This window comes from Pseudomonas inefficax (assembly GCF_032164165.1).
In the GTDB taxonomy this organism is placed as follows: domain Bacteria; phylum Pseudomonadota; class Gammaproteobacteria; order Pseudomonadales; family Pseudomonadaceae; genus Aquipseudomonas; species Aquipseudomonas inefficax.
On the sequence record NZ_CP134401.1, the window covers coordinates 784038 to 809916 of the forward strand.

Below are 25879 nucleotides of genomic sequence, written 5' to 3' on the forward strand. Positions count from 1 at the left end.
GCCTTCATCGCAAGGAGACACAACATGCCTCGCTTCGCTGCCAACCTGTCCATGCTGTTCACCGAACAGGACTTCCTGGCCCGCTTCAAGGCTGCCGCCGATGCTGGTTTCAGCGGCGTCGAATACCTCTTCCCGTACGACTTCAGCGCTGCCGAGATCAAGCAGCAGCTGGACGCCAACGGCCTGACCCAGGTGCTGTTCAACCTGCCGGCGGGCGATTGGGCCAAGGGTGAGCGCGGTATCACCTGCCACCCTGACCGCGTCGAGGAATTCCGCGCCGGCGTCGACAAGGCCATCGAATACGCCAAGGTGCTGGGCAACACCCAGGTCAACGCCCTGGCCGGCATTCGCCCACAAGGCCCGGACTGCGCCACCGTGCGCAAGACCTTCGTGGAAAACCTGCGCTACGCCGCCGACAAGCTGAAAGCCGCCGGGATCCGCCTGGTCATGGAAATGATCAACACCCGCGATATCCCCGGCTTCTACCTGAACACCACCAAGCAGGCCCTGGAAATCCAGGCCGAGGTGGGCAGCGACAACCTGTTCCTGCAGTACGACATCTACCACATGCAGATCATGGAAGGTGACCTGGCTCGTACCATGGAAGCCAACCTGAAACTGATCAACCACATCCAGCTGGCCGACAACCCCGGCCGCAACGAGCCAGGCACCGGCGAGATCAACTACCGCTTCCTGTTCGAGCACCTGGACCGCATCGGCTACCAGGGCTGGGTGGGCGCGGAGTACAAGCCGCTGACCACCACCGAGGCGGGCCTGGGCTGGCTGAAGACCCATAACGCAATCTAAGGCTGACCGGGGTCCTGTGACATATGCCTGACCCAGTGGGAGCGGGTTCACCCGCGAATGCAATGCTGGCTTCACTGCCGCTTTCGCGGGTAAACCCGCTCCCACAGAGTTCTGTGTCCAACAACGGGCCTGAGCAGTCTGCTCCATCGAGATTCAACAAATACAACGAGGTAATCTCTCATGGCTAAAATCGGTTTCATCGGCACCGGCATCATGGGCAAGCCCATGGCTCAGAACCTGCAGAAAGCAGGTCACAGCATCTTCGTCTCCACTCACCACGACGCTGCCCCGGCCGACCTGGTCGCCGCCGGTGCCGTGGCCCTGGCCAACCCGAAGGAAGTAGCCCAGGAAGCCGAGTTCATCATCGTCATGGTTCCCGACACCCCGCAGGTCGAGAGCGTCCTGTTTGGTGAAAACGGCGTCGCCGAAGGCGTGGGCCCGAACAAGATCGTGATCGACATGAGCTCGATCTCCCCTACCGCTACCAAAGCCTTCGCCGAGAAAATCAAGGCCACCGGCGCTGCCTACCTGGACGCTCCGGTGTCCGGCGGCGAAGTCGGCGCCAAGGCTGCAACCCTGAGCATCATGGTCGGTGGCTGCCCGAAAGCCTTTGAGCGCACCCTGCCGCTGTTCGAAGCCATGGGCAAGAACATCACCCGCGTCGGTGGCAATGGCGACGGCCAGACCGCCAAGGTGGCCAACCAGATCATCGTTGCCCTGAACATCCAGGCCGTTGCCGAAGCCCTGCTGTTCGCCGCCAAGAATGGTGCCGACCCGGCCAAGGTACGTGAAGCACTGATGGGTGGCTTCGCTTCGTCGAAGATTCTCGAAGTGCATGCCGAGCGCATGATCAAGGGCACCTTCGACCCAGGCTTCCGCATCAACCTGCACCAGAAGGACCTGAACCTGGCCCTGCAGGGTGCCAAGGAACTGGGCATCAACCTGCCCAACACCTCCAATGCCCAGCAAGTGTTCAACACCTGCCAGGCCCTGGGTGGCGGCAACTGGGACCACTCGGCGCTGATCAAAGGCCTGGAGCACATGGCCAACTTCTCGATCCGCGACGACAAGTAAGTAATTTTTAGCCTTCACCGGCCTCTTCGCGGGTGAACCCGCTCCCACAGGTTTTACGCCGTCTTCAGCCTCTGTGAGGCCCCTGTGGGAGCGGGTTTACCCGCGAAGAAGCCAACACCTTTGAACCTGCGACCACAGGTTCAAAGGTGGCACCGAGCAACACCCGCCCCTGGTTCGGCCTGCACGGAGGCAGTTCCAGGGGCGTTTTTGATTCTGCAGAACAACAATAATTGGGAGCCTGCCATGTCGGTCGATCCGCAAAAACTTCTCCGCGAGCTGTTCGACACAGCCATCGCCGCCGCCCACCCCCGTCAAGTCCTCGAACCCTACCTGCCCGCCGACCGCAGCGGCCGGGTCATCGTCATAGGCGCCGGCAAGGCCGCAGCCGCCATGGCCGAAGTGGTCGAGAAAAGCTGGCAGGGCGAAGTCTCCGGCCTGGTCGTAACCCGTTACGGCCACGGCGCCAACTGCCAGAAGATCGAGGTGGTCGAAGCCGCCCACCCGGTCCCCGATGCCGCCGGCCTGGCCGTGGCCAAGCGCGTGCTGGAACTGGTCAGCAACCTCAGTGAAGACGACCGCGTCATCTTCCTGCTGTCCGGCGGTGGCTCGGCACTGCTGGCCCTGCCCGCCGAAGGCCTGACCCTTGCCGACAAGCAGCAGATCAACAAGGCGCTGCTGAAATCCGGCGCCACCATCGGCGAGATGAACTGCGTGCGCAAGCACCTCTCGGCGATCAAGGGCGGCCGCCTGGCCAAGGCCTGCTGGCCGGCCACGGTCTACACCTATGCCATTTCCGATGTACCGGGCGACCTCGCCACGGTGATCGCCTCAGGCCCTACCGTGGCCGACCCGAGCACCTCGGCCGATGCCCTGGCCATCCTCAAGCGCTACAACATCGAAGCGCCCAAGGCCGTTATCGACTGGCTCAACAACCCAGCCTCGGAAACCGTCAAGGCCGATGACCCGGCCCTGGCCCGCAGCCACTTCCAGCTGATCGCCAAGCCCCAGCAGTCGCTCGAAGCCGCCGCGGTCAAAGCCCGCCAGGCCGGGTTCAGCCCGCTGATCCTCGGCGACCTGGAAGGCGAATCACGCGAAGTGGCCAAGGTGCACGCCGGTATCGCCCGGCAGATCGTCCAGCACGGCCAGCCGCTGAAGGCGCCCTGCGTGATCCTGTCCGGCGGCGAGACCACCGTGACCGTGCGCGGCAATGGCCGTGGCGGGCGCAACGCCGAGTTCCTGCTCAGCCTCACCGAAAGCCTGAAAGGCCTGCCGGGCGTGTACGCCCTGGCCGGTGACACCGACGGTATCGATGGCTCGGAAGAAAACGCCGGCGCCTTCATGACCCCGGCCAGCTACGCCCGCGCCGAAGCCCTGGGCCTGTCGGCCAGCGATGAACTGGACAACAACAACGGCTACGGCTACTTCGCCGCGCTGGATGCGCTGATCGTCACCGAGCCGACCCGCACCAACGTCAACGACTTCCGCGCCATCCTGATCCTCGAGACTGCCCAATCATGACGCCTGATAAAAAAGTCAAAATCCTCGCCACCCTTGGCCCTGCGATCAAAGGCATCGACGACATCCGCCAACTGGTAGAAGCCGGGGTGAACATCTTCCGCCTCAACTTCAGCCACGGCGAGCACGCCGACCACGCCCTGCGCTACCAGTGGATCCGCGAAGTCGAGCAGCAACTGAACTACCCGCTGGGTATCCTCATGGACCTGCAAGGGCCGAAGCTGCGCGTCGGCCGCTTTGCCGATGGCAAGGTGCAGCTGCAACGCGGCCAGGCCCTGCGCCTGGACCTGGACAACACCCCGGGCGACAGCCGCCGGGTCAACCTGCCACACCCCGAGATCATCGCCGCGCTCGAACCGGGCATGGACCTGCTGCTGGACGACGGCAAGCTGCGCCTGCGCGTAACCGCCAAGCACAGCGACGCCATCGACACCGAAGTACTGGCCGGTGGCGAGCTGTCCGATCGCAAGGGTGTCAACGTGCCGCAAGCGGTACTCGACCTCTCCCCGCTCACCGAGAAAGACCGCCGCGACCTGGCCTTCGGCCTGGAGCTGGGCGTGGACTGGGTAGCCCTGTCGTTCGTGCAGCGCCCAGAGGACATCGTTGAAGCACGCCAGCTGATTGGCGACCGCGCCTACCTGATGGCCAAGATCGAGAAACCATCGGCAGTGGAACAGCTGCAAGCCATCGCGGAGCTTGCAGATGCGATCATGGTGGCCCGTGGCGACCTGGGTGTGGAAGTGCCGGCCGAAAGCGTGCCGCAGATCCAGAAACGCATCATCGGCACCTGCCGTCATCTGGGCAAACCGGTGGTTGTGGCCACGCAGATGCTCGAATCCATGCGTTTCTCGCCAGCACCGACCCGCGCCGAGGTCACCGACGTGGCCAACGCCGTGGCAGAAGGTGCCGATGCGGTGATGCTGTCGGCCGAGACTGCCTCGGGTGAGTACCCGCTGGAAGCCGTGCAGATGATGAGCAAGATCATCCGCCAGGTGGAGAACGGCCCGGACTACCAGGCCCAGCTCGACGTTGGCCGGCCGAAGGCCGAGGCCACCGTGTCGGACGCCATCAGCTGCGCCATCCGCCGTATCAGCGGCATCCTGCCAGTGGCGGTGCTGGTCAACTACAGCGAGTCGGGCGCCTCGACCCTGCGCGCGGCACGCGAGCGGCCACGGGCCCCGATCCTCAACCTGACACCGAACCTGAACACCGCGCGCCGTTTGAGCGTGGCGTGGGGCGTGCATTCGGTGGTCAACGACCGCCTGCGCCAAGTGGACGAGGTTGTTTCCACTGCGCTGGAGATTGCCCAGGCACAGGGCATGGCCAGCCGTGGCGACACGCTGCTGATTACTGCTGGTGTGCCTTTCGGCAAGCCAGGGTCGACTAACACGCTGCGGATCGAGACTTTGATCTGAGAATGCCGGGGGCGCTTTGCGCCCCTTTCGCGACACAAGGCCGCTCCTACAGGGACCGCGACACCTTCAGGCTTGCGCGCCCCCTGTAGGAGCGGCCTTGCGTCGCGATCGGAGGGCAAAGCCCTCCCAGAACCCTGAAACACCAAACCTGCGGAAAACCCGAGGCCCAAAGAGGCCCACCGCTCCCCATCAACCTCACTGACTGCCCCGATGTACACCAAAAATTTCGTCAACCCGTGCCCCGACTGGGCAACGGCGTTACTCAACGGCTTCAGCCAGGTACTGCTGCTGCGTAATCCCCTGTGCGGCCTGTGCTGCCTGCTGGCCATCCTGCTGACCGCGCCCAACCTGGTCGGCGGCGCCTTGCTCGGCGCCCTGGCCGGCCTGCTCACCGCCCAGGCCCGCGGTTACGACCGTGCCGACCGCCAGGCCGGCCTGTACTGCTACAACGGCGTGCTGATCGGCATCCTGATCAGCGCCGTGCTGCCCTGGTCGGTCATCCTGCCGCCACTGATCATCGCCGCTGGCGGCCTGTCCAGCATCATCACCCACCAGTGGCGCAAGCGCGGCGGCAAGCTGCTGATCGCCTACACCGCACCCTTCGTGCTGCTTGGCTGGGCCGTATTGCAGATCGCCAGCCCCTCGCCCAGCGGCTTCGTCGAAGCCGACCCGCTATACGCGCTGGCGCGCGGCGTCGGCCAGATCTTCCTGCTCGACCAGCCACTGGCCGGTCTGCTGATCATCATCGGCATGTTCATCGCCAACCCTTATGCGGCCATGTGGGCAGTGATCGGTTCGGCCATCGGCGGCGGCGTGGCACTGCTTGCCGACCAGGCGCAAGCCGCGTGGCTGGGCCTGTACGGTTTCAACGCCGCGCTGGCGGCACTGGCGTTCAGCAGGCAAGGTGAAAAGCCGTGGGTAACGCTGCTGGCAATTACTATTGCGCTGATATTGCAGCCGATACTCAACTTGCTACCAGTTTCCGGCTTGACCGCTCCCTTTGTTATCGCCTGCTGGCTGATGCACCTTGGGGTGTATCTGAAAAACCAGCACCACGGCCCCCTTCGCGCACGTCCTGAACAACGGTATTGAGTGGAGGATCTGTGTATATGTTGCCCTTAGCAAGAGGCCGTCGCGCCCCGTCCAAGGTCACAGTAGAATGCTCGAAGTTTACTTTGAGCTTTTTGAAACCCGTTGAGAATTCTATCGCGGAGCTGCTAGCCCCTTCCCTCCAGGCGATATAGAGATTTTTTCTGGCCAAATATGTACCTGGGGCCAAACTCGAAGTTTCCGTTGAAGAGGCATCTACAGAAAATCCGGTAGCAGTCCTTGTGGCTTTGAAGGTGGTGGCGCTTGGTCCTTCGACACGGATGATTGTAATTGCCTGATTTTCCTTGAGCATCTTGAGAAGCGGCTTGAGACGCTTCTCTGGGAGCCTGTGCAGCTTAAGCAGTGCTCTTAAGCCAGTGCCTTTTCTGCCGCTTGGGTCCACCTTGTTCACCGGATCGCCACTGCAATACATATACGCATTGATTCCACCCTCCGCGAACGGACTCAGCTCATCAGGCCTATTGAAACGCATCAACCGCGTGTTTAGCAGGCGATATCCGTTGCCCAATGGGTAGCTGTGTTCGCAGATATTGCGCCAATATCCGCAGAACCCGAGCAGCCGGCAGGCCCAATTCGATCGCTCATACCCGTATGGACCATATACAACCGGTTCTGCTCGAACGCGCTCGCTCATAACACCACCTTTCTGCAATTGGCCAATTGTCGTAGCATTCCTGGCTCCACGGTACTGGCAATTCTGTCAGGTGCTTTCGACCATTCTCACTTGTATGGCTATGGCGTGCCCCATAGTCTTAGTGCGACTACGTTTTTGGCCATCGTCTATATGTCCGACTCACAAAGCTTGCGCGAACGCCTCTACATCATGGTGTTTCAGACCGACACCGTAGCCGGCCGGCGCTTCGACAAGATCCTGCTGCTGATCATTCTCGCCAGCTTGGTCACCGTCATCCTCGACAGCATCGACGAAGTGCACCAGAGCTACGCCGGCCTGCTGGCGGGTATCGAGTGGGGCTTCACCGCGATCTTCCTGGCCGAGTACCTCACCCGCCTGTACTGCTCGCCCAAGCCTTTGCGCTACGCATTCAGCTTTTATGGCCTGGTCGATCTGCTGGCGATCGTGCCGGGGATCATCGCGCTGTACTACAGCGACGCCCAGTACCTGCTGATCATCCGGGTGATCCGGATGCTGCGGATCTTCCGCGTGCTCAAGCTCAGCCCGTACCTCAAGCAGGCGCACTACCTGATCGAAGCACTGCGCGGCAGCAAGCAGAAGATCATCGTGTTCCTGGTCACCGTTTCTACCCTGGTGACCGTGTTCGGTACGCTGATGTATGTGATCGAAGGGCCGGAACATGGCTTTACCAGCATTCCCAAAGGTATCTACTGGGCCATCGTCACCCTGACCACGGTGGGCTTTGGTGACATCGTGCCGAAGACGCCGCTGGGGCAGGTGATTTCGTCGTTGGTGATGATCATCGGTTACTCGATCATTGCCGTACCGACCGGGATCTTCACCGCCGAACTGGCCAATGCCATGCGCGGGGAGCAGTTGCAGCATGATTGCCCGACCTGCAGCAAGAAGAGCCATGAGCATGGGGCGGCATTCTGTTCCCGGTGTGGGAATGTGCTGTTTCCCAAGCAATGATGTCGCCTGTTCCGGCCCTTTCGCGGGTAAACCCGCTCCCACAGGATCACCACAGGCCCGAACCCTGCGCGGTCCCTGTGGGAGCGGGCTTGCCCGCGAAGAGGCCGGCACAGGCCGAAGCATAACCAAAGTCGTTTTTGTTCTTTAACCCGCGCAAACCCACCCGCTATAGTCGCTGGCAATCTGCCCCAATAACCTTCAAGAACAAGGAAGCAACGTGAAAAAACTCTTCACCGCCTCGCTACTCGCCGCAGGCCTTGCCCTGGGCAATTTCGCCCAGGCCGCCCCAACCTTGCTCAACGTTTCCTACGACGTGATGCGCGACTTCTACAAGGACTACAACCCGGCCTTCCAGAAACACTGGGAAGCCGAGCACAACGAGAAGGTCAACGTGCAGATGTCCTTCGGCGGCTCGAGCAAGCAGGCGCGAGCGGTGATCGATGGCCTGCCGGCCGATGTGATCACCATGAACATGGCCACCGATATCAACGCCCTGGCCGACAACGGCAAGCTGGTGCCGGACAACTGGGTGAGCCGCCTGCCGAACAACAGCGCGCCGTTCACTTCGGCCACTGTGTTCATCGTGCGCAAGGGCAACCCCAAGGCGCTGAAAGACTGGCCCGACCTGCTCAAGGATGGCGTACAGGTGATCGTGCCCAACCCCAAGACCTCGGGTAACGGCCGCTACACTTACCTGTCGGCCTGGGGCTATGTGCTCAAGCAAGGCGGTGATGAAAACAAGGCCAAGGACTTTGTCGGCAAGCTGTTCAAGCAAGCGCCGGTGCTGGACACCGGTGGCCGTGCCGCCACCACCACCTTCATGACCAACCAGATCGGCGACGTGCTGGTGACCTTCGAGAACGAAGCCGAAATGATCGCCCGCGAGTTCGGCCGCGACCAGTTCGAAGTGGTCTACCCGAGCGTGTCGGCCGAAGCCGAGCCGCCGGTCAGCGTGGTCGACAAGGTGGTGGCGAAGAAAGGCACCCAGGCCGCGGCCGAGGAATACCTGAAGTACCTGTGGTCGCCAGCCGCCCAGGAAATCGCCGCACAGAACTACCTGCGCCCGCGTGATGCGACGGTACTGGCCAAGTACACCGACCGCTTCCCGAAAGTGGACTTCCTGTCGGTGGAGAAGACCTTTGGTGACTGGCGCACCGTGCAGAAGACCCACTTCAATGATGGTGGGGTGTTTGACCAGATCTACAGCAACAATCAGTAATTGATGTAAGCAGGCCCGGCCTCTTCGCGGCTAAAGCCGCTCCCACAAGTACCCCACAGCCCTCAGGTTTTGCACTGTACTTGTGGGAGCGGGTTTACCCGCGAAGAGGCCAGCAACGGCAACATCAGACCTGACGGAATACCAAAGCCTTCAAGCCCCCCGCCGGGTCCACGTCAGGAAACTCCGGTGGATTCTCCAGCCGCTCGACGAAAGCCAGCGACGGCGCCTGCTCCGCCATCCCCTCGATCAGAAACTCTGGCCCGATGCCCGGGTCGTTCACGCACGCCAGCACCGTCCCGCCCTCGCTCAACAGCTCCGGCAAGCGCCGCAGGATCTTCGCGTAGTCCTGGGTCAGCACGAAGCTACCGCGCTGGAAGGTCGGCGGGTCGATGATGATCAGGTCATAAGGCCCGTGCTTGCGCACCTTGCCCCACGACTTGAACAGCTCGTGCCCCAGGTACGCCACCCGCGACGCATCGTGGCCATTCAGGCGGTGGTTGTCGCGGCCCCGGGACAACGCCGACTTGGCCATGTCCAGGTTCACCACCTGCTCGGCGCCACCGGCAATCGCCGCCACCGAGAAACCGCAGGTGTAGGCGAACAGGTTCAGCACGCGCTTGCCCGCCGCCTGCTCGCGCACCCAGCGCCGACCATAGCGCATGTCGAGGAACAGGCCGTTGTTCTGCCGCACGCCCAGGTCCAGCAGGTAGGTCAGGCCGTCCTCGACCACCTCGCGCTGCTGGCACGGCTCGCCCAGCAACCACTGGCCCGGGCTGTCGGGCAGGTAGCGGTGCTGGAGAAGGATGGCTTGACCAGTCCACTGTGGGCGCTCGGCGAGAGTGCGCAGCATGGCCTCCAGTTCGGCCAGCTGGCCTTCCGCCGGCTCGCGGAACAGGGCGACCGACAGCACGCCTTGCAGCCAGTCGACAGTTACCTGCTCCAGGCCCGCCCAGCAGCGGCCCCGGCCGTGGAACAGGCGGCGGGTTTCCTGCGGGGCAGGGTCGAGGGCGGCGAGCAGGTGTTGCTCCAGAGTCTGGATCGGCGAAGTCATCATGGGTCGTAACTGGCAAAGAGCAGCATTCTACCTTGTGGGCCTCTTCGCGGGTAAACCCGCTCCCACAGGATCACCACAGGCCCGAACCGTGTGGAGCAGCTGTGGGAGCGGGTTTACCCGCGAAAGGCCCGCAAGACCACCTCATTCCTCGGCCACAACCCGCGCTGGCCGGAACCACCACCCCTGCTGCATGCCCGCAGCAGCCAGCAGGATCAACGCTACCCCCAGCCACTGCAAAGGTGCCAACCGGTGCCCGAATGCCACCCAGTCCACCAGAATCGCCGCAATCGGATAGATGAACGACAGTGCCCCGGTCAACGCCGTGGGCAAGCGCTGGATGGCGCTGTACAGCAACACATACATCAAGCCGGTGTGCACCATGCCCAAAGTCACCAGGCTGGCCAGCGCCGGCACTTCCCCCGGCAACCCGCCAAGCTTGACCCACGGTGCCAGCAACAGCACCCCCGTGGCCACCTGGATCAGCGCGATCAGGTGCGGTGGGGTGCCGCTCAGGCGCTTGATGATCAACGCCGCGATGGCATACAGGAAGGCCGCCCCCAGCGCCAGCGCAATGCCCAGCAAATAGTCCTCACCGCCACCCTGCCCCGCGCCATGGGCACTGACGATGGCCAACATGCCGAGGAACGCCACGCTCAGCCAGGTGACCTTGGCCAGGGTGATCTTCTCGCCCAGGAACACGGCCGCCAGCCCCACCAACATGAACGGCTGCACGTTGTACACCGCCGTGCCGATGGCGATCGACGCCCGCGAGTAGGAGGCGAACAGCAGCACCCAGTTGCCGACGATGGCCACACCGCTGGCAATCGCCAGCAGGAACGCCGTGCGGCTGATCACCCCCGGCCGCAGGAAGCCGAACCCAGCACAGATCGCCAGCAAGGTCACGGCACCGAACACGCAGCGCCAGAACACCACCTCGAGCACCGGCTGGCCGGATACCAGCACGAACCAGCCAATGGTCCCGGAAATCAGCATGGCGGCGACCATTTCCAGCGAACCACGGCGCAACGAACTATCCATTTCACACCTCCTGTCGATGATGGCAACAGTATGCAAATGTTTCCGGGAGGCCTTCCAGCGGATATCGAAGGTGGATTTGCTGAACTACCTTTACTATCAAGGCAAATCATACGAACGACCTTATGAGGGTGACCATGACCGATGCCATCGACCAACTGCTGATCAATGCACTGATGGAGGATTCACGCCGTTCGCTCAAGGCCCTGGCGCAGATCAGCGGGCTGTCGGCGCCCAGCGTCAGCGAACGCCTGCGCCGCCTGGAGGAACGCGGCGTGTTGCGTGGTTACACCGTAGAGGTCGACCCGCGCGCCTTTGGCTACCAGTTGCAGGCCATCGTGCGCATCCGCCCGCTACCGGGGCAGTTGCAGGAGGTGGAGCGGCAGATCATTGCGATTGCGGAATTCACCGAATGCGACAAGGTCACCGGCGAGGACTGCTTCATTGCCAGGCTGCATGTGCGCTCGATGGAGCAGCTGGATACCCTGCTCGACCGCATCAATGTACTGGCCGAGACCAACACCGCCATCATCAAGAAAAGCCCGGTGAAGCGGCGGTTGCCGCCGATGGATTGAGTTTTGCCTGTACGGTCCCCTTCGCGGGTAAACCCGCTCCCACAGCATCTCGACGGGCCTGAATGCTGTGGAATACTTGTGGGAGCGGGTTCACCCGCGAAGAGGCCGGCACAAGAAAAAGCTGACTATTTTTTGTACACAAGAATGTCACCATAAGTGCCGTTTTTGTGTGCACTTACCAAGAATACGCCCCATTACGTTACACACTTCCCACAACTTATTTTGACCAAACGATCAACTAAATCACCCTCGAAAAATTTAAACCTGTTCATTTGGTCAACTTATATCCCCTTCATTTCATAAACTTATATTTCAACAAGATAGATTCAAAATGATGGCCCGCTGAAAGTTGCTTCTCCCTTGGCATGGAACTCGCTTTTGTGTGTTCGTGTTTTGTATACAAACCGAGCAAAACATAAATACACAAGAACCCGCGACGCCGACCCAAATCGGCCGCCGCGCCCCAAACCTGAGATGCCAACGCTGCACCGACGAGATGGCGAGCCCGTGCGCATGCCCGCTCATCGCAGTCCACGTGCATCAGGAGCCCGCCGGAATGAGTACCAGCCTCGACCTTGCCCCTGAACTATCCGTCGCCAGCACCCACCCCGCTTCCCCTCTTGCCGGTCACCAGCCGGAACTTGCCCTGAGCCCGCGCCTGCACAACCGCGACCTCGCCCCGACACGCGTCGAGGGCCGTCGCTGGGGCGGCTACAGCATCTTCGCGCTGTGGACCAACGATGTGCACAACATCGCCAACTACTCGTTCGCCATGGGCTTGTTCGCCCTCGGCCTGGGTGGCTGGCAAATCCTGCTGTCGCTGGCCATCGGTGCGGCGCTGGTGTACTTCTTCATGAACCTGTCCGGCTACATGGGGCAGAAGACCGGCGTGCCGTTCCCGGTCATCAGCCGCATCGCCTTCGGCATCCACGGCGCGCAGGTACCGGCGCTGATCCGCGCGGTCATCGCCATCGCCTGGTTCGGCATCCAGACCTACCTGGCTTCGGTGGTGCTGCGGGTGCTGCTCACCGCCGTATGGCCGCAAATGGCAGCCTACGACCATGACAGCATCCTTGGCCTGTCGAGCCTGGGCTGGGTGTGCTTCGTGTCGATCTGGCTGGTGCAGCTGGTGATCCTGGCCTACGGCATGGAGATGGTGCGCCGCTACGAGGCCTTTGCCGGCCCGGTGATCCTGCTGACTGTCGCCGCCCTGGCGGTGTTCATGTACTTCAAGGCCGACGCCCGCATCGCCTGGTCGGTGGCCGAGCCGCTGACCGGCTACGAGATGTGGCGCAACATCTTTGCCGGCGGCGCGCTGTGGCTGGCAATCTACGGCACCCTGGTGCTGAACTTCTGTGACTTCGCCCGCTCCTCGCCATGCCGCAAGACCATCCGCGTCGGCAACTTCTGGGGCCTGCCGGTGAATATCCTGGTGTTCGCCATGATCACCGTGGTGCTGTGCGGCGCGCAGTTCCAGATCAATGGCCAGATCATCGACAGCCCGACCCAGATCGTCGCCGCCATCCCCAGCACAGCGTTCCTGGTACTGGGCTGCCTGGCCTTCCTGATCGTCACCGTGGCGGTGAACATCATGGCCAACTTCGTCGCCCCGGCCTTCGTCCTCAGCAACCTGGCACCGCGCCACCTGAACTTCCGCCGCGCCGGGCTGATCAGCGCCACCCTGGCAGTGCTGATCCTGCCATGGAACCTGTACAACAGCCCGCTGGTGATCGTGTACTTCCTGTCCGGCCTGGGTGCCCTGCTTGGCCCGCTGTACGGGGTGATCATGTCCGACTACTGGCTGCTGCGCAAAGGCTGCATCAACGTGCCGCAGCTGTACAGCGAAGACCCGGCCGGCGCCTACCACTACACCAAGGGCATCAACCTGCGCGCGGTGGCCGCCTTCGTGCCGGCCGCACTGCTGGCCATCGTCCTGGCCCTGGTACCCAACTTCCACGGCATCGCGCCGTTCTCCTGGCTGATCGGTGCCGGCATCGCCGCCGCCCTGTACCTGCTGATCGCCCCACGCAAACGCCATTACCACGACGTCAGCGGTGAATGCATCGCCGTTGACCACAGCAGCCATTGACCAGGGAGGACTACCCATGCGCATTCTGATCGCCAACGTCAACACCACCGAAGCCATCACCGAAGCCATTGCCGAACAGGCCCGTGCGGTGGCCGCGCCCGGCACCGAAATCATCGGCCTCACCCCATGGTTCGGTGCCGAGTCGGTGGAAGGCAACTTCGAAAGTTACCTGGCCGCCATCGCGGTGATGGACCGGGTGCTGGCTTACGAAGGCCCTTACGACGCCGTGATCCAGGCGGGTTACGGCGAGCATGGCCGCGAAGGCCTGCAGGAATTGCTGAACGTGCCGGTGGTGGACATCACCGATGCCGCCGCCAGCACGGCGATGTACCTTGGCCATGCCTACTCGGTGGTGACCACCCTGGACCGCACCGTGCCGCTGATCGAAGACCGCCTGAAGCTCTCCGGCCTGTATGACCGCTGCGCATCGGTGCGGGCCAGCGGGCTGGCGGTGCTGGAGCTGGAAGCCGACCCGCAGCGCGCCGTGGAGGCGATTGTCGAGCAGGCAGAACGCGCCGTGCGTGACGACAAGGCCGAGGTGATCTGCCTGGGTTGCGGCGGCATGGCCGGGCTGGACGAGCAGATCCGCCAGCGCACCGGCGTGCCGGTGGTGGATGGCGTGAGCGCGGCGGTGACCATTGCCGAATCGCTGGTGCGCATGGGCTTGACTACCTCCAAGGTACGTACTTATGCCACGCCACGAGCGAAGAAAGTGGTGGGTTGGCCGATGCGCTTCGGCCGTTAGGCATCCTTCGCCGGACCTGGCCTCTTCGCGGGTAAACCCGCTCCCACAGGGACCGCATTGCTCTCAAGGCCCGTGCAGTACCTGTGGGAGCGGGCAAGCCCGCGAAGAGGCCGGCAGAGGAAAACCATCAAGTCGGGCAGCTATGCGCACCATCATTCAAGCCCTGACGCACGTTGCGGCTGAGCAGGCTGGCCTTGCCGTCGTGCCAGGTCAGGGTGAGGACGTAGAGGGTGTCGAAGTCGTCGCCGCCCCAGTCCTCGGTGATCACCCGCTCTTCACCCAGGGCCTTGCCAGCCACGGCATTGATCAGGTCTGGTAGGTAGCCGTGTGACCAGGCGGTGTACACGGTCGCGTTACGGTACTTGTCACGCAGCAGCTCTTCGGCCAGCGCGTCGGTGTCGTTGGCGCCATAGTCGATGTTTACCGGCAGGCCCAGGCGAATGGCGCTGGGGCTGATGGTCATCAGCGGGCGAATGTAGCTGTAGCTTTCGTCCTTGCTGCCTTCCTCGACATGCCGTGAGGGGTTGGCAGCGAACACGTAGTCGGCCTTGCCAAAGCGCTCGGGCAACACGGTAGCCAGGTCCAGCGCACGGTTCAGGCCTTGGCAGTTCAACTGGCCCAGCCCTTCGCCCGGCTTCTCGGCGTGGCGCAGGAACACAAGGGTCTGGGTGCCATCCACCGGTTGCGCCCGGCTTTCGACAGCCTCCAATGCCAGCGGTACAGCGACGGCCGTCAGCACCAGGCTCAGCAACCAGTGACGACGACGGCGGAAGAATGTTGGCAACTTCATCAAGGCAGGCTCGTGTGGCAGAAAAATCGGGTTGACCCGCCACATCACCCCGCCAACAGCACGGCAGGGCATCCTTGTAGTGAATGCCGTCCTTGGCAACGAGTGAGGGTGAGAGTGCCCTGAACCCGTTTGGTTCCTCCCTGGAGGTGGATGCCGTTCCCTAGGCAAGGCTTACATTAGGGGATGGGGTGTTGCTGAATTGTGTAGGGCGCAAGAACATCGGGTTGCAATAGGCCACTCAATCGTCCCGCGTCAGCACTTCCAGCAATTCGATCTCGAAGGTCAGATCAGAATTCGGCGGAATCGCCCCGACGCTGCGTTCGCCATAGCCCAGATGCGCCGGTACCAGCAGCTTGCGCTTACCGCCCACGCGCATCCCCATCAGGCCTTGATCCCAGCCCTTGATTACCCGCCCAGTGCCAATCACGCACTGGAACGGCTTGCCGCGCGACCAGGACGAATCGAACTCTCTGCCATCGGCCAGCCAGCCGGTGTACTGGGTGGTGATCAGGGCGCCTTTGACGGCGGTTTTGCCATCCCCCTCCACAAGGTCGATGATCTGCAGTTCTTGGCTCACGGGGCATACTCCAACGCTGGAAACAAAGCCGCCCTTTTCTCAGGTACGCAACGGTTTGGCAAGTCCGGTCTTGATCAGCCGAGCTGCTCGAAGGCTTCCTGGCCGGTCAGTTCCTTGGTCTGGTTGGCGAAGCAATACCAGGCGGGTTTCTCTTCGACGAAAATCTGCAGGTCGAAATCCCACGCCTGGTCGCCGTCGAGCAGCCCGACCGGCACGGCGTGGAAGTCATTGGCCTTGAGCCGGTAGTACAGGTGGGTGCCGCACTGGCCGCAAAAACCGCGCTGGGCCCAGTCGGAAGACTCAAAGACGCTGGGCGCGCGCCCTTCGATAACTGGCGGCTGGCTGCAGTGCACCACCAGCAAAGGGCCGCCGGTCCACTTGCGGCACATGCTGCAGTGGCAGGCGCTGATATGGGTGTTGTCGACGGTGACCTTGAGCCGGGTGGCGCCGCACAGGCAGGTGCCGTGTTTTTCCAGGGCCATGGCTGGCTCCTTGAGCGGAAGATGGGCCAGCAAGTATAGACGCCTGTACCGGCCCCATCGCCGGCACAGGTAGCACAAGACAGTTGCCCAGGTCAGATGTACACAGTACCGCGCATGTACAGCGCCGCCCGCCCGCTGATGATCACCCGGCCGTTACCCGGCACCACGCACTGCAGCTGCCCTTTGCGCACCCCACCCTGCTCGCAGCTCAGCACGTTCTTGCCCAGACGCTCAGCCCATATTGGCGCCAGCGAGGTGTGCGCCGAGCCAGTCACCGGGTCTTCGTTCACGCCGACCCGCGGGCCGAACCAGCGGGTGACGAAATCAAAGCCACGGCCTGCCGCGGTAACAGCGATACCGCGAACATCGAAAGCCGAAAGCGCAACGAAATCCGGCTTCAGGGTGTCAAGCGACAGAGCGTCATCGATCACCACCACATAGTCGTCACTGCGGTACAGCGCCTGTGCCTGGCCAAGGCCCAGCGCCTGCAACAGGCCCGGCAGAATGTCCACGGCGACCGGCTGCTTGGCCGGGAAGTCCATGGCCAGCGAACCGTCGGCGTTGCGACTGACCCGCAGCTCACCACTGCGGGTGTTGAAACGCAGCACTTGGGCTTGCTCGCCCAGCTGTTCGAACAGCACATAGGCCGAGGCCAGGGTGGCATGGCCGCACAGGTCGACTTCCACGGTCGGGGTGAACCAGCGCAGGTCGAAGGTTTCGCCGTTGCGCACGAAGTAGGCGGTTTCCGACAGGTTGTTCTCTTCGGCGATGCGCTGCAGCACGTCGTCCGGCAGCCAGCTTTGCAGCGGGATCACTGCCGCCGGGTTGCCCCCGAACGGTTCGGCGGAAAACGCATCGACCTGGAAGATTTCAAGTTGCATGCCCACACTCCTTGTTGCCCGATCGCTGCCAGGCAGATGTATGAAAAGGGTTATTGGCTTACCGGCGTCAACACGGCTTCGCCGGCAAAGAACGCCTGCAGGTTGCGCAGCACCAGGGTCACCGTGTCGCGCGCTGCCTCCGGCGACTGGCCGGCCACGTGGGGGGTGAGCACGGTGTTGCCAAGGGCCTTGAGGGCATCGGGTACCGCCGGCTCGTCGTCGAACACATCCAGTGCTGCACCAGCCAGTTGGCCATGCTGCAGCGCGGCGACCAGGGCCTGGGTGTCGACCACGCTGGCACGCGCGATGTTCACCAGATAGCCCTCGGGGCCCAAGGCCGCGAGCACCTGTGCATCGACCAGGTGGTGAGTATTGGCACCGCCGGGGGTGGCCACCACCAGGATGTCGACAGCATCGGCCAGGTGCTGCGGGCTGTCGTACCAGGTGTAGGGCACATCCTGGCGCGGCGTGCGGCTGTGGTAGCTGACGGGCATGGCAAAGCCCAGGTGGGCACGCCTGGCGATGGCCAGGCCTACCGCACCAAGGCCGAGAATGCCCAGGCGCTTGCCGCTCACCGAAGGGCTGATCACCCGGTTCCATTCTCCCCGGCGGGTACTGGCATCGGCGCGAGGAATATCGCGCAACAACGCCAGCAGCAGGGCAAGGCTGTGGTCGGCGACCGCCTCCGCATTGGCCCCGGCGCCGTTGGTGACGGTGATGCCGCGCGCAGCGGCCGCGGCCAGGTCGACCTGCTCGTAGCCGGCACCGATCACGCAGATGATCTGCAGCTTGGGCAGAACGTCGATTTCGCTGGCAGTCAGGCCCAGCGGGCCGCGGGTGAGCACGGCATCGATTTCATCGGCATGGCGCCGGATGGCCTCCGCCCGCAGCTGCGGCGAAGGGGCACGGATCAGACGGTAGCCGGCCTGCTCCAGCATGGGCAGGTAGTCATCGACGGTTTCCACCAGTACCAGGACTGTCTTGTGCATGCCACCTCCGGGTCAGTTCGAGGCGACATTATGCGGAGTCACTGGCCAGTACAGTCAATCAGAAAATGTTTGTTGAACTGTACTGTATGGGCGGAGTGGCAGGGAGGCCGCGTGGGGGCTAGGGGTGCTTGGCGAAGGAGGTGCGATGCTAGTGAGATCGAGCGCCGCCCGCGCGGCGCTTCGCGGGACAAGCCCGCTCCCACATTTGTTGCAACGTGGCCATGTCTGTTGGAGAGGCGTTGCCAGCTTTGGTGCATGTCTTCAGACAGGTGGGGCGGCGGATGTGTCCACCTCGAGATCGAGTCGGGCCAACAAGGCGGGCAACCATGGCCTGACAAGTTCGGTACGTTGCAACAAATGTGGGAGCGGGCTTGTCCCGCGAAGCGCCGCGCGGGCGGCGCTCGATCTCACAGCCAGTACAAAACCAAAGGCGAGCCTCCAGCTCTCACCCGCCCCATTCAATTACTGGGCGAACGCGCGCCCCAGACCACCCGGCACACCGCTGCTGTCAGTTTCCTGCCACGGCCCGTCCGGGCTCAGCGACCAGCTCCAGCCGTTGTCGAAGCGGTAGTAGGTCCGCTGGCGGTAGAAGGTATTGGGCTTCTTCTCCAGCACATACACACCCAGCTTCGGGTCCCAATGGCTCGCCCCGCCAGGTGGCGGCGCGAAGCTGGCCGAGGTACGAGGCATCGGCTTGGGCGTGGCCGCAGGCTTGCTCGGCGCGGGGGCCGGCTGCCTGTCCGGCAAGGGCTTGACCGCCGGCCCCGGCCCTGGCGGCAGCCGCTCGATCGGTGGTTCGGGCTGCTCGTACGGCTCATGCACCGTACACGCAGACAAACCCAGGGCCAGGGTGATCAGGGTCAGGCGGACGATGCTGTGCATGGCATTGCTCTCTTACGGGTCGGGGCTGTCGATGGTCAGGTGCTGGATGGCCTGGGTGGCGCTGGGCAATGGCGTGCCCTGGCCAATCCACTCGCCATGGGTTGGCTGGCCAGCGCGTGATACACGTGCAACGAGTTGGACTTCGGCAAAGTCCGACAGTTTCATCTGCGGCATCATGGCGTCGGCGTCGGACAACTCCACCTCGATCGGCAATTGCGCCACGGTCACCCGCTTGGCCGCCAGCGGCATGGGTGGGCCATTGCTGGCGCGGGCGAAGATGAACACCGTGTCATCCGGCTTGACCTTGTCCTTCAACGCCGCCGCCAGCTCCACGCGCACCTTCAAGCGAGCCGCCACGGGCGCCGCCTGCCCCGGCGATCCACCCAGGCGCTCGGCGGCGCGATCAATACCGCCCTGCAGCGCCGCTCGCGAGGCATCACCTTCCGGCAACTGCGCCAGCAGGCGCTTCCAGTAGTCGATGGCTTCCTGGTAACGCTCGCCCTCGAATGCAGCGATACCACGCAGGCCCAGGCTGGTCACTTCGTTGGGGTCGGCTTTCAGTGCCTCGTCAGTCAGCGCCTGCAGTTGCGGGCTCCATTTCTTGTCGGCCGCGAAGTACAGCGCCTGTGCCCACTGCCCGAGCAATTCGGGCTGGCGACCGGCCAGGTTCACGGCGCGCTCGAAGGTACGCGCGGCATCGGCGGGGCGCTGCTCGGCCATGTAGGCTCGGCCCAGGAAGTACACGGCCTCGGCGGAATCCGGCTGGGTCTGTACCACCCGTTCCAGGCGGGCAGTCATTTCTTCCATCGACTTGGGCGCCTCGGCAAACTCCTGGGTCAACTCCACCTTGTCGGCCGCGCCGAAATGCAGGTACAGCCCCAATGCCAGCAGCGGCACCAGCAGCGCCGCCAGCAACGGCAGGGCCTTGCCCAGATGCCCCTGGCGCGGGGCTTCAGCACCCTCGGTATCCGCCAGCAGCTCACGGCCGGCCTCGTCACGGCCCTTGGCCATCTGCGCCTCGTCGAGCACGCCGGCGGCCTGCTGGGCAGCCAATTCGGCGATGCGCTCCTGGTACAGGGCCACGTTCAGGGCTGTACGGTCTTCTTCCTGCTGGCGGCCACGGCCACGCAGGATCGGGATCAGCAGGAAGCTGAGGGCAGCGAGCAGCAGCAGGCCCGCGCTAAGCCAGAATTCAATCATGGGTCTGTTCTTTTTCCAGCAATTTGGCGAGACGCTCGCGTTCTTCGGCGGACAACTCATTGGCGCCCTGCACGGCCGCACTGCGGCGCCGGCGCACGATCAGCGCCAGCACCACGAAACCACCAGCCAGCAAAATCCCCGGGCCGAACCACAGCAGCCAGGTACGCCCGCTGAGCGCCGGCTTGTAGCGCACGAAGTCACCATAGCGGTCGACCATGAAGTCGACGATCTGCTGGTTGCTCTTGCCCTCGCCGAGCATGCGGAAGATTTCCCGACGCAGGTCGGCGGCAATCGGCGCGTTGGAGTCGGCGATGTCCTGGTTCTGGCACTTGGGGCAGCGCAGCTCTTTGGTCAGCTGCTGGTAGCGCTCACGCTCGGCATCGTCGCGGAACTGGTAGGTGTCGATGGCCGCCTTGGCCACGCCTGCCAGGCTCAACCCCATGAAGAGCCCCAGCACGGCAGCTGCCAGCCCCCGCTTCATGGCTTGGCCTCGTCGACCAGGCCCTGGTACAGCGGCGCCAGCTGCTCACGCCAGACCGTGGCATCGACCACGCCCACGTGCTTGTAGCGGATGATGCCCTTGGCATCGATCAGGAAGGTTTCCGGCGCGCCATACACGCCCAGGTCCAGGCCCAGACTGCCCTGCTCGTCACGAATGTCCAGCTGGTACGGGTTGTGGAACTCGGCCAGCCACTTCAGGGCCGCCGCATTGTCGTCCTTGTAGTTGACGCCGTGGATCACCACGCCCTGCTGGGCCAGCTGGTTCAGGTACGGGTGCTCGACCTTGCACGACGGGCACCAGGTGGCCCACACGTTGACCAGTGCCGGGCGGCCTCGCAAGTCGGCCTCGGTCAGGGTACGGTCGCCCTGGGTCGAGGCCAGGGAAAACGCCGGGAACGGCTTGCCGATCATTGCCGAGGGCAGCTCGTCGGGCTTGAGGAACAGCCCCTTGTAGAGGAACACCGCCACCAGCAGGAATACCGCCAGGGGGACTACCATGATCCAACGCTTCATGCAGCTGCTCCAGACACGCCCAGGGCATCACGCACCCGGGTCTTGACCTTGACGCGATAGCGCCGGTCGAGGGCCGCCAGCAACCCGCCCAGGCCGGTCAGCAGACCGCCCAGCCAGATCCAGCGGACGTAAGGCTTGATATGCACGCGTACCGCCCAGGCGCCGTTCTCCAGCGGCTCACCGAGGGCGACGTACAGGTCACGGGTGAAGCCGGCGTCGATGCCGGCTTCGGTCATCATCGACTGCTGCACGGTGTACAGGCGCTTCTCAGGATGCAGGGTGGTCACTTCACGGCCATCCCGGCTGACCACCACGGTGCCCTTGTCGGAGATGAAGTTCGGCCCTTCGAAGTGCCTGGCGCCCTGGAACAGGAACTGGTACCCGCCCAGCTCCACGCTCTCGCCCGGCGCCATGCGCAGATCGCGTTCGGCGCTGTTGTTGCTCGACAGCACCACGCCCAGCGCGCACACCGCCAGGCCCAGGTGCGCCAGCTGCATGCCCCAGTAGCTGCGACCCAGCCCGGGCAGGCCCTTGAGCAGGCCTTTGTGGCGGGTCTTGTCGAGGATATCGCGCAGCCCGCCAAGCACCACCCAGGCGGCCAGGGCGAAGGCGGTCAGGGTTGGCCAGTCGAAATCGTCGACGATAAAGCCCGCTACCGGCGCAAGGATGGCGCTGCCGATCAGCACCGGGGTCATCATGCTGGCCAGCCATTTGCCGGGGGTGTCTTTCCAGCGCACCACCACGCCCACACTCAGCACCACCATCAACAGTGCCATGAGCGGCAGGAACAAGGCATCGAAATACGGTGGGCCGACCGACAGCTTGGCCCCGGTGAGCGCATCGAGCACCAGTGGGTACAGGGTACCGAGCAGAATCATCGATGCCGCCACCACCAGCACCAGGTTGTTGGCCAGCAGCAGTGTCTCGCGCGACCATAGGGCAAAGCCGACCTGGCTCTTGACCACCGGTGCGCGCAAGGCGAACAGGGTGAGCGAACCACCGACCACGAACAGCAGGAAGATCAGGATGAAAATGCCCCGCGACGGGTCGGCGGCAAAGGCGTGCACCGAGGTCAGCACACCGGAGCGCACCAGGAAGGTACCCAGCAGGCTCAACGAGAACGCGGCAATCGCCAGCAGCACGGTCCAGCTCTTGAACACCCCGCGCTTCTCGGTCACCGCCAGCGAATGGATAAGCGCCGTACCCACCAGCCAGGGCATGAACGAGGCGTTTTCCACCGGGTCCCAGAACCACCAGCCACCCCAGCCCAACTCATAGTAGGCCCACCACGAGCCCAGGGTAATACCGACGCCGAGGAAGGCCCAGGCAACGATGGTCCAGGGCCGCGACCAGCGCGCCCAGGCGGCGTCCAGGCGGCCACCGAGCAAGGCGGCGATGGCGAAGGCGAAGGCCACCGAGAACCCGACGTAGCCCATGTACAGCATCGGCGGGTGGACGATCAGGCCAAAGTCCTGCAATAGCGGGTTGAGGTCGCGGCCATCGGTCGGCACCTGCGGCAGCAGGCGCTGGAACGGGTTGGAGGTGATGATCAGGAAGCTCAGGAAGCCCACGCTGATCATGCCCATCACCGCCAGCACGCGGGCCAGCATCACCTGCGGCAGCTGCCGCGAGAACACCGAAACGGCGAAGGTCCAGCCGCCGAGGATCAGCGCCCACAGCAGCAGCGAACCTTCGTGGGCGCCCCACACGGCACTGAACTTGTAGTACCAGGGCAAGGCGCTGTTGGAGTTGCTGGCCACATAGGCGACCGAGAAGTTGTCGGTCATGAAGGCATGAGTCAGGCAGGCGAAGGCAAAGGCCAGGAAAGCGAACTGCCCCCAGGCCGCCGGCCGCGCCAGGCTCATCCACAGGCTGTCGCCACGCCAGGCGCCCAGCAGCGGCACGCTGGCCTGCACGACGGCAAAGCAGATGGCCAGGATCATCGCCAGCTGGCCGAGCTCGGGGATCACCAGCGCCGCGTTCATGGCCTTGCCTCCCCGCCAGTGGCGGCCTGGCCGCTTTCCTTCAGGGCCTTGGTGACCTCGGGCGGCATGTACTTCTCGTCATGCTTGGCCAGTACTTCATCGGCCATTACCACGCCGTCGGCGTTGAGCTTGCCGAGGGCGACGATGCCCTGCCCTTCGCGGAACAGGTCGGGGAGGATGCCACGGTAGGTAATCGGCACCGACTTGTTGAAGTCGGTGACCACGAAGCGCACGTCCAGCGAATCGGACGAGCGCTGCACCGAACCTTTTTCGACCATGCCGCCGGCGCGGATGCGGGTGTCCAGCGGCGCTTCGCCGTTGGCGATCTGGGTCGGGGTGTAGAACAGGTTGATGTTTTGCTGCAATGCGCTCAAGGCAAAGCCGACGGCAACCCCGACGCCGACCAGCAGGCCGACGATGAGCAACAGGCGTTTCTTGCGCTGCGGATTCACTGGTTGTTCTCCCGGCGCAAACGACGCGCCTCATCTTGCAGGTAGCGACGGCGGGCCAGCACGGGCGTGGCGACATTCAGCGCCAGCACCGCCAGGCAGATGCCATAGGCCGTCCACACGTACAGGCCATGGTGGCCCATGGCGAGAAAGTCACCGAAGGTGGCGAAACTCATTGTGCGGCCCTCCGCCCCAGGCTGTTCAATACTTCATCCTTGACCCAACTGGCGCGCGCTTCGCGCTTGAGTACTTCAAGGCGCATGCGCAGCAACAGCACCGCGCCAAAGAAGCAGTAGAAGCCCAGCGCCGTGCACAGCAGCGGCAACCACATTTCTGCGGGCATCGCCGGCTTTTCGGTGAGGGTGAAGGTGGCGCCCTGGTGCAGGGTGTTCCACCACTCCACCGAGTACTTGATGATCGGGATGTTCACCACGCCGACGATCGCCAGTACCGCACAGGCCTTGGCTGCACTGTCACGATTACTGATTGCCTGGCCCAGCGCAATAATGCCGAAGTACAGGAACAACAGGATGAGCATGGACGTCAGCCGGGCATCCCAGACCCACCAGCTTCCCCAGGTGGGCTTGCCCCAGATGGCCCCGGTGACCAGCGCCACGGCGGTCATCCAGGCGCCAATGGGGGCGGCGCATTGCAAGGCGACGTCGGCCAGTTTCATCTTCCACACCAGCCCCACCACCCCGGCCACTGCCAGCAGCACGTAGCAGGACTGCGCCAGCATCGCCGCCGGTACGTGGATGTAGATGATGCGGAAGCTGTTGCCTTGCTGGTAGTCCTGGGGGGCGAAGGCCAGGCCCCAGGTGATGCCGACCAGCAGCAGGAGCACGGCAGCGCCGGCAAGCCACGGCAGCATGCGGCCGCTGATGGCATAGAACCATTTGGGGGAGCCCAGCTTGTGGAACCACGTCCAGCTTATTTTCATCAGGGTACATCCAGGGTATTGGCCGGGCTTGAAAGCCCGGGACTCGTTATTCGCCGACGCTGATCTTCAGGCCGGCCGCTATCGCAAAGGGTGCCAGGGTCACGGCCAGGGCCGTCAGGCTGGCGAGCCAGAGCAGGTGGCCGGTTGCCGGCATATTCTGCAACGCCGCTTGCAACGCACCACTGCCCAGGATCAATACAGGGATATACAACGGCAGAATCAGCAATGCCAGCAGCAAACCGCCGCGTTTCAGACCGACTGTCAGCGCCGCGCCCACCGCGCCCAAAAGGCTCAGCACGGGCGTACCCAGCAGCAGCGAACCGAGCAGCACCGGCAGGCAATGGCTCGGCAGGCCCAGCATCAGCGCCAGCAGCGGCGCCAACAATACCAGCGCCAGCCCGGAAAAGATCCAGTGTGCCAGCACCTTGGCCAGCACCAGCAGCGCCAACGGGTGCGGCGACAGCACCCACTGTTCCAGCGAGCCATCCTCGAAATCGCTGCGGAACAGGCCATCCAGCGACAACAGCACCGCCAGCAGTGCCGCCACCCAGACCAGGCCTGGCGACAAGGTTTGCAACAATTGGCTTTCCGGGCCGACTGCCAGCGGGAACAGCGCAACCACGATGGCGAAGAACACCAACGGGTTGGCCAGCTCGGCCGGGCGGCGGAACAGCAGGCGCGCTTCGCGGCGCAACAACAGGATGAATACGCTCATGCCGCCCATTGCCCCAGGTTCAGTTCACGGTAACCGGAGGGTTTGCGTTCCAGCGTGTGGTGGGTGGTCAGCACTACCGTGCCGCCCTGCTCGCAGTGGGCCGCCAGGTGCGCCTCGAGCTGCGCCACGCCCTGCTTGTCGAGGGCGGTGAAGGGTTCGTCGAGAATCCACAGCGGTGGGCTGGCCAGGTACAGCCGGGCCAGGGCCACGCGGCGCTGCTGGCCGGCCGAGAGAGTGTGGCAGGGCACGTCTTCGAAACCGCGCAGGCCAACGGCCTCCAGCGCCGCCCAGATCGCCTCGCGGCTGGCCGGCTGGTGCAGGGCGCACAGCCAGGTGAGGTTCTCCTCGGCGGTGAGCAGGTCCTTGATGCCGGCGGCGTGGCCGATCCACAACAGGATGCTGGCCAGGGCGTGGCGCTGCTCGGCCAGTGGCTTGCCACCCAGCAGGATCTGCCCGGCCGTCGGCTGCATCAGGCCGGCCAGCAAGCGCAGCAGGCTGGTCTTGCCGCTGCCGTTGGGGCCGCTGATCTGCAGCATGTCGCCGGGCCGCAGCTCGAAAGCGAGGTGCTCGAACAGCAGGCGCCAGTCGCGCTCGCAGGCCAGGCCCGCGGCTTGGAGGTGAAGGGTCACGGTTTCGCCTTATCTTTGTAGGGCTTCAGAATGGTGTTGTCCGCTTCGCGGGTGAACCCGCTCCCACAGGGTTCTGCGCAGCTTTCAAGCCTTGCGCCGTAC

General features: G+C 63.7%; 27 protein-coding genes and 1 pseudogene. 10 read left to right on the plus strand and 18 right to left on the minus strand.

Annotation, left to right across the window (positions count from 1 at the left end):
• Window positions 1–24 precede the first annotated feature (24 nt).
• The 5 genes from hyi to RIN61_RS03510 all read left to right on the plus strand — a co-directional run bounded on the left by hyi (window position 25) and on the right by RIN61_RS03510 (window position 5903).
• Entirely contained in the window at window positions 25–807 is a 783-nt protein-coding gene (gene hyi / locus RIN61_RS03490; RefSeq protein WP_003259508.1) for a hydroxypyruvate isomerase, read from the plus strand.
• Between the two features lie 180 nt (window positions 808–987).
• Complete coding sequence (locus RIN61_RS03495; RefSeq protein ID WP_112253046.1) at window positions 988–1881, plus strand: 2-hydroxy-3-oxopropionate reductase; 894 nt, start codon at window positions 988–990, stop codon at window positions 1879–1881.
• A 243-nt stretch (window positions 1882–2124) separates the two neighbouring features.
• The gene (locus tag RIN61_RS03500; protein ID WP_025340038.1) at window positions 2125–3399 is read left to right on the plus strand and encodes a glycerate kinase type-2 family protein; all 1275 of its coding nucleotides are present in this window, start codon (window positions 2125–2127) and stop codon (window positions 3397–3399) included.
• A complete protein-coding gene (gene pyk / locus RIN61_RS03505; protein WP_207878130.1) occupies window positions 3396–4811 on the plus strand; it encodes a pyruvate kinase in 1416 nt (471 codons plus the stop codon). Before RIN61_RS03500 ends, pyk begins: the two co-directional genes overlap by 4 nt.
• A gap of 210 nt (window positions 4812–5021) precedes the next feature.
• Window positions 5022–5903 (plus strand): urea transporter, encoded by an 882-nt coding sequence (locus tag RIN61_RS03510; protein WP_112253048.1) that lies wholly within the window; start codon window positions 5022–5024, stop codon window positions 5901–5903.
• Here the strand turns inward: RIN61_RS03510 and RIN61_RS26705 are convergent.
• The gene (locus RIN61_RS26705) at window positions 5815–6555 is read right to left on the minus strand and encodes an RHS repeat-associated core domain-containing protein (protein ID WP_390899121.1); all 741 of its coding nucleotides are present in this window, start codon (window positions 6553–6555) and stop codon (window positions 5815–5817) included. The genes RIN61_RS03510 and RIN61_RS26705 overlap by 89 nt on opposite strands.
• A gap of 150 nt (window positions 6556–6705) precedes the next feature.
• On the opposite strand from RIN61_RS26705, the gene RIN61_RS03520 reads away from it, so the two are divergent.
• Together RIN61_RS03520 and RIN61_RS03525 are read left to right on the plus strand one after the other, a co-directional pair.
• Window positions 6706–7527, plus strand: coding sequence for an ion transporter (locus RIN61_RS03520; RefSeq protein ID WP_112253248.1), 822 nt, complete (start codon window positions 6706–6708; stop codon window positions 7525–7527).
• Window positions 7528–7744: 217 nt separating this feature from the next.
• A complete protein-coding gene (locus tag RIN61_RS03525) occupies window positions 7745–8746 on the plus strand; it encodes a sulfate ABC transporter substrate-binding protein (protein WP_112253050.1) in 1002 nt (333 codons plus the stop codon).
• A gap of 124 nt (window positions 8747–8870) precedes the next feature.
• Here the strand turns inward: RIN61_RS03525 and RIN61_RS03530 are convergent, their stop codons facing one another.
• Window positions 8871–9797, minus strand: a complete 927-nt coding sequence (locus RIN61_RS03530) for a class I SAM-dependent methyltransferase (protein WP_313857556.1) — start codon at window positions 9795–9797, stop codon at window positions 8871–8873.
• A gap of 144 nt (window positions 9798–9941) precedes the next feature.
• Window positions 9942–10838 (minus strand): DMT family transporter, encoded by an 897-nt coding sequence (locus RIN61_RS03535; protein ID WP_024087447.1) that lies wholly within the window; start codon window positions 10836–10838, stop codon window positions 9942–9944.
• Window positions 10839–10972: 134 nt separating this feature from the next.
• Between RIN61_RS03535 and RIN61_RS03540 the strand changes: the two genes are divergently transcribed.
• The 3 genes from RIN61_RS03540 (at window position 10973) to RIN61_RS03550 (ending at window position 14244) form a co-directional block, all read left to right on the plus strand.
• The gene (locus tag RIN61_RS03540; protein WP_112253052.1) at window positions 10973–11410 is read left to right on the plus strand and encodes an Lrp/AsnC family transcriptional regulator; all 438 of its coding nucleotides are present in this window, start codon (window positions 10973–10975) and stop codon (window positions 11408–11410) included.
• Window positions 11411–11966: 556 nt separating this feature from the next.
• Entirely contained in the window at window positions 11967–13499 is a 1533-nt protein-coding gene (locus RIN61_RS03545; RefSeq protein WP_112253053.1) for an NCS1 family nucleobase:cation symporter-1, read from the plus strand.
• A gap of 16 nt (window positions 13500–13515) precedes the next feature.
• Window positions 13516–14244 carry an aspartate/glutamate racemase family protein gene (locus RIN61_RS03550; RefSeq protein WP_112253054.1) on the plus strand — a complete coding sequence of 243 codons (729 nt, stop codon included), beginning with the start codon at window positions 13516–13518 and terminating at the stop codon, window positions 14242–14244.
• A 127-nt stretch (window positions 14245–14371) separates the two neighbouring features.
• On the opposite strand, the gene RIN61_RS03555 is transcribed toward RIN61_RS03550, so the two are convergent.
• From RIN61_RS03555 to ccmA, 15 genes and pseudogenes are all read right to left on the minus strand, one after another.
• Complete coding sequence (locus RIN61_RS03555; RefSeq protein ID WP_112253250.1) at window positions 14372–15034, minus strand: histidine phosphatase family protein; 663 nt, start codon at window positions 15032–15034, stop codon at window positions 14372–14374.
• Between the two features lie 238 nt (window positions 15035–15272).
• Window positions 15273–15611, minus strand: a complete 339-nt coding sequence (locus RIN61_RS03560; protein WP_112253055.1) for an FKBP-type peptidyl-prolyl cis-trans isomerase — start codon at window positions 15609–15611, stop codon at window positions 15273–15275.
• A 74-nt stretch (window positions 15612–15685) separates the two neighbouring features.
• Complete coding sequence (locus RIN61_RS03565; protein WP_112253056.1) at window positions 15686–16093, minus strand: GFA family protein; 408 nt, start codon at window positions 16091–16093, stop codon at window positions 15686–15688.
• 92 nt (window positions 16094–16185) lie between these two features.
• Window positions 16186–16974 (minus strand): PhzF family phenazine biosynthesis protein, encoded by a 789-nt coding sequence (locus RIN61_RS03570; RefSeq protein WP_207878134.1) that lies wholly within the window; start codon window positions 16972–16974, stop codon window positions 16186–16188.
• Window positions 16975–17024: 50 nt separating this feature from the next.
• Window positions 17025–17963: a 2-hydroxyacid dehydrogenase gene (locus RIN61_RS03575; RefSeq protein ID WP_112253058.1), complete on the minus strand. Its 939-nt coding sequence runs from the start codon at window positions 17961–17963 to the stop codon at window positions 17025–17027.
• Between the two features lie 462 nt (window positions 17964–18425).
• Window positions 18426–18845, minus strand: coding sequence for a hypothetical protein (locus tag RIN61_RS03580; RefSeq protein ID WP_112253059.1), 420 nt, complete (start codon window positions 18843–18845; stop codon window positions 18426–18428).
• A 12-nt stretch (window positions 18846–18857) separates the two neighbouring features.
• Window positions 18858–20045 carry a c-type cytochrome biogenesis protein CcmI gene (gene ccmI, locus RIN61_RS03585; RefSeq protein ID WP_112253060.1) on the minus strand — a complete coding sequence of 396 codons (1188 nt, stop codon included), beginning with the start codon at window positions 20043–20045 and terminating at the stop codon, window positions 18858–18860.
• On the minus strand, window positions 20038–20526 hold the full coding sequence (locus RIN61_RS03590; protein WP_003257333.1) for a cytochrome c-type biogenesis protein: 489 nt from the start codon (window positions 20524–20526) through the stop codon (window positions 20038–20040). Before RIN61_RS03590 ends, ccmI begins: the two co-directional genes overlap by 8 nt.
• A complete protein-coding gene (locus tag RIN61_RS03595; RefSeq protein ID WP_023663391.1) occupies window positions 20523–21059 on the minus strand; it encodes a DsbE family thiol:disulfide interchange protein in 537 nt (178 codons plus the stop codon). The genes RIN61_RS03590 and RIN61_RS03595 overlap by 4 nt, the downstream gene beginning before the upstream one ends.
• Window positions 21056–23029: a heme lyase CcmF/NrfE family subunit gene (locus RIN61_RS03600; RefSeq protein WP_215521111.1), complete on the minus strand. Its 1974-nt coding sequence runs from the start codon at window positions 23027–23029 to the stop codon at window positions 21056–21058. Before RIN61_RS03600 ends, RIN61_RS03595 begins: the two co-directional genes overlap by 4 nt.
• Window positions 23030–23044: 15 nt before the next feature.
• Window positions 23045–23496, minus strand: a pseudogene (ccmE, locus tag RIN61_RS03605) (cytochrome c maturation protein CcmE); the annotation flags it as partial.
• Window positions 23493–23669 (minus strand): heme exporter protein CcmD, encoded by a 177-nt coding sequence (gene ccmD, locus RIN61_RS03610; protein WP_003257324.1) that lies wholly within the window; start codon window positions 23667–23669, stop codon window positions 23493–23495. The gene ccmD and the pseudogene ccmE, both read right to left, overlap by 4 nt.
• On the minus strand, window positions 23666–24433 hold the full coding sequence (locus RIN61_RS03615) for a heme ABC transporter permease (RefSeq protein ID WP_012273476.1): 768 nt from the start codon (window positions 24431–24433) through the stop codon (window positions 23666–23668). The genes ccmD and RIN61_RS03615 overlap by 4 nt, the downstream gene beginning before the upstream one ends.
• 46 nt (window positions 24434–24479) lie before the next feature.
• Window positions 24480–25157 (minus strand): heme exporter protein CcmB, encoded by a 678-nt coding sequence (gene ccmB / locus RIN61_RS03620; protein WP_013973563.1) that lies wholly within the window; start codon window positions 25155–25157, stop codon window positions 24480–24482.
• Complete coding sequence (gene ccmA / locus RIN61_RS03625) at window positions 25145–25777, minus strand: cytochrome c biogenesis heme-transporting ATPase CcmA (RefSeq protein ID WP_207878137.1); 633 nt, start codon at window positions 25775–25777, stop codon at window positions 25145–25147. Before ccmA ends, ccmB begins: the two co-directional genes overlap by 13 nt.
• Window positions 25778–25879 lie beyond the last annotated feature (102 nt).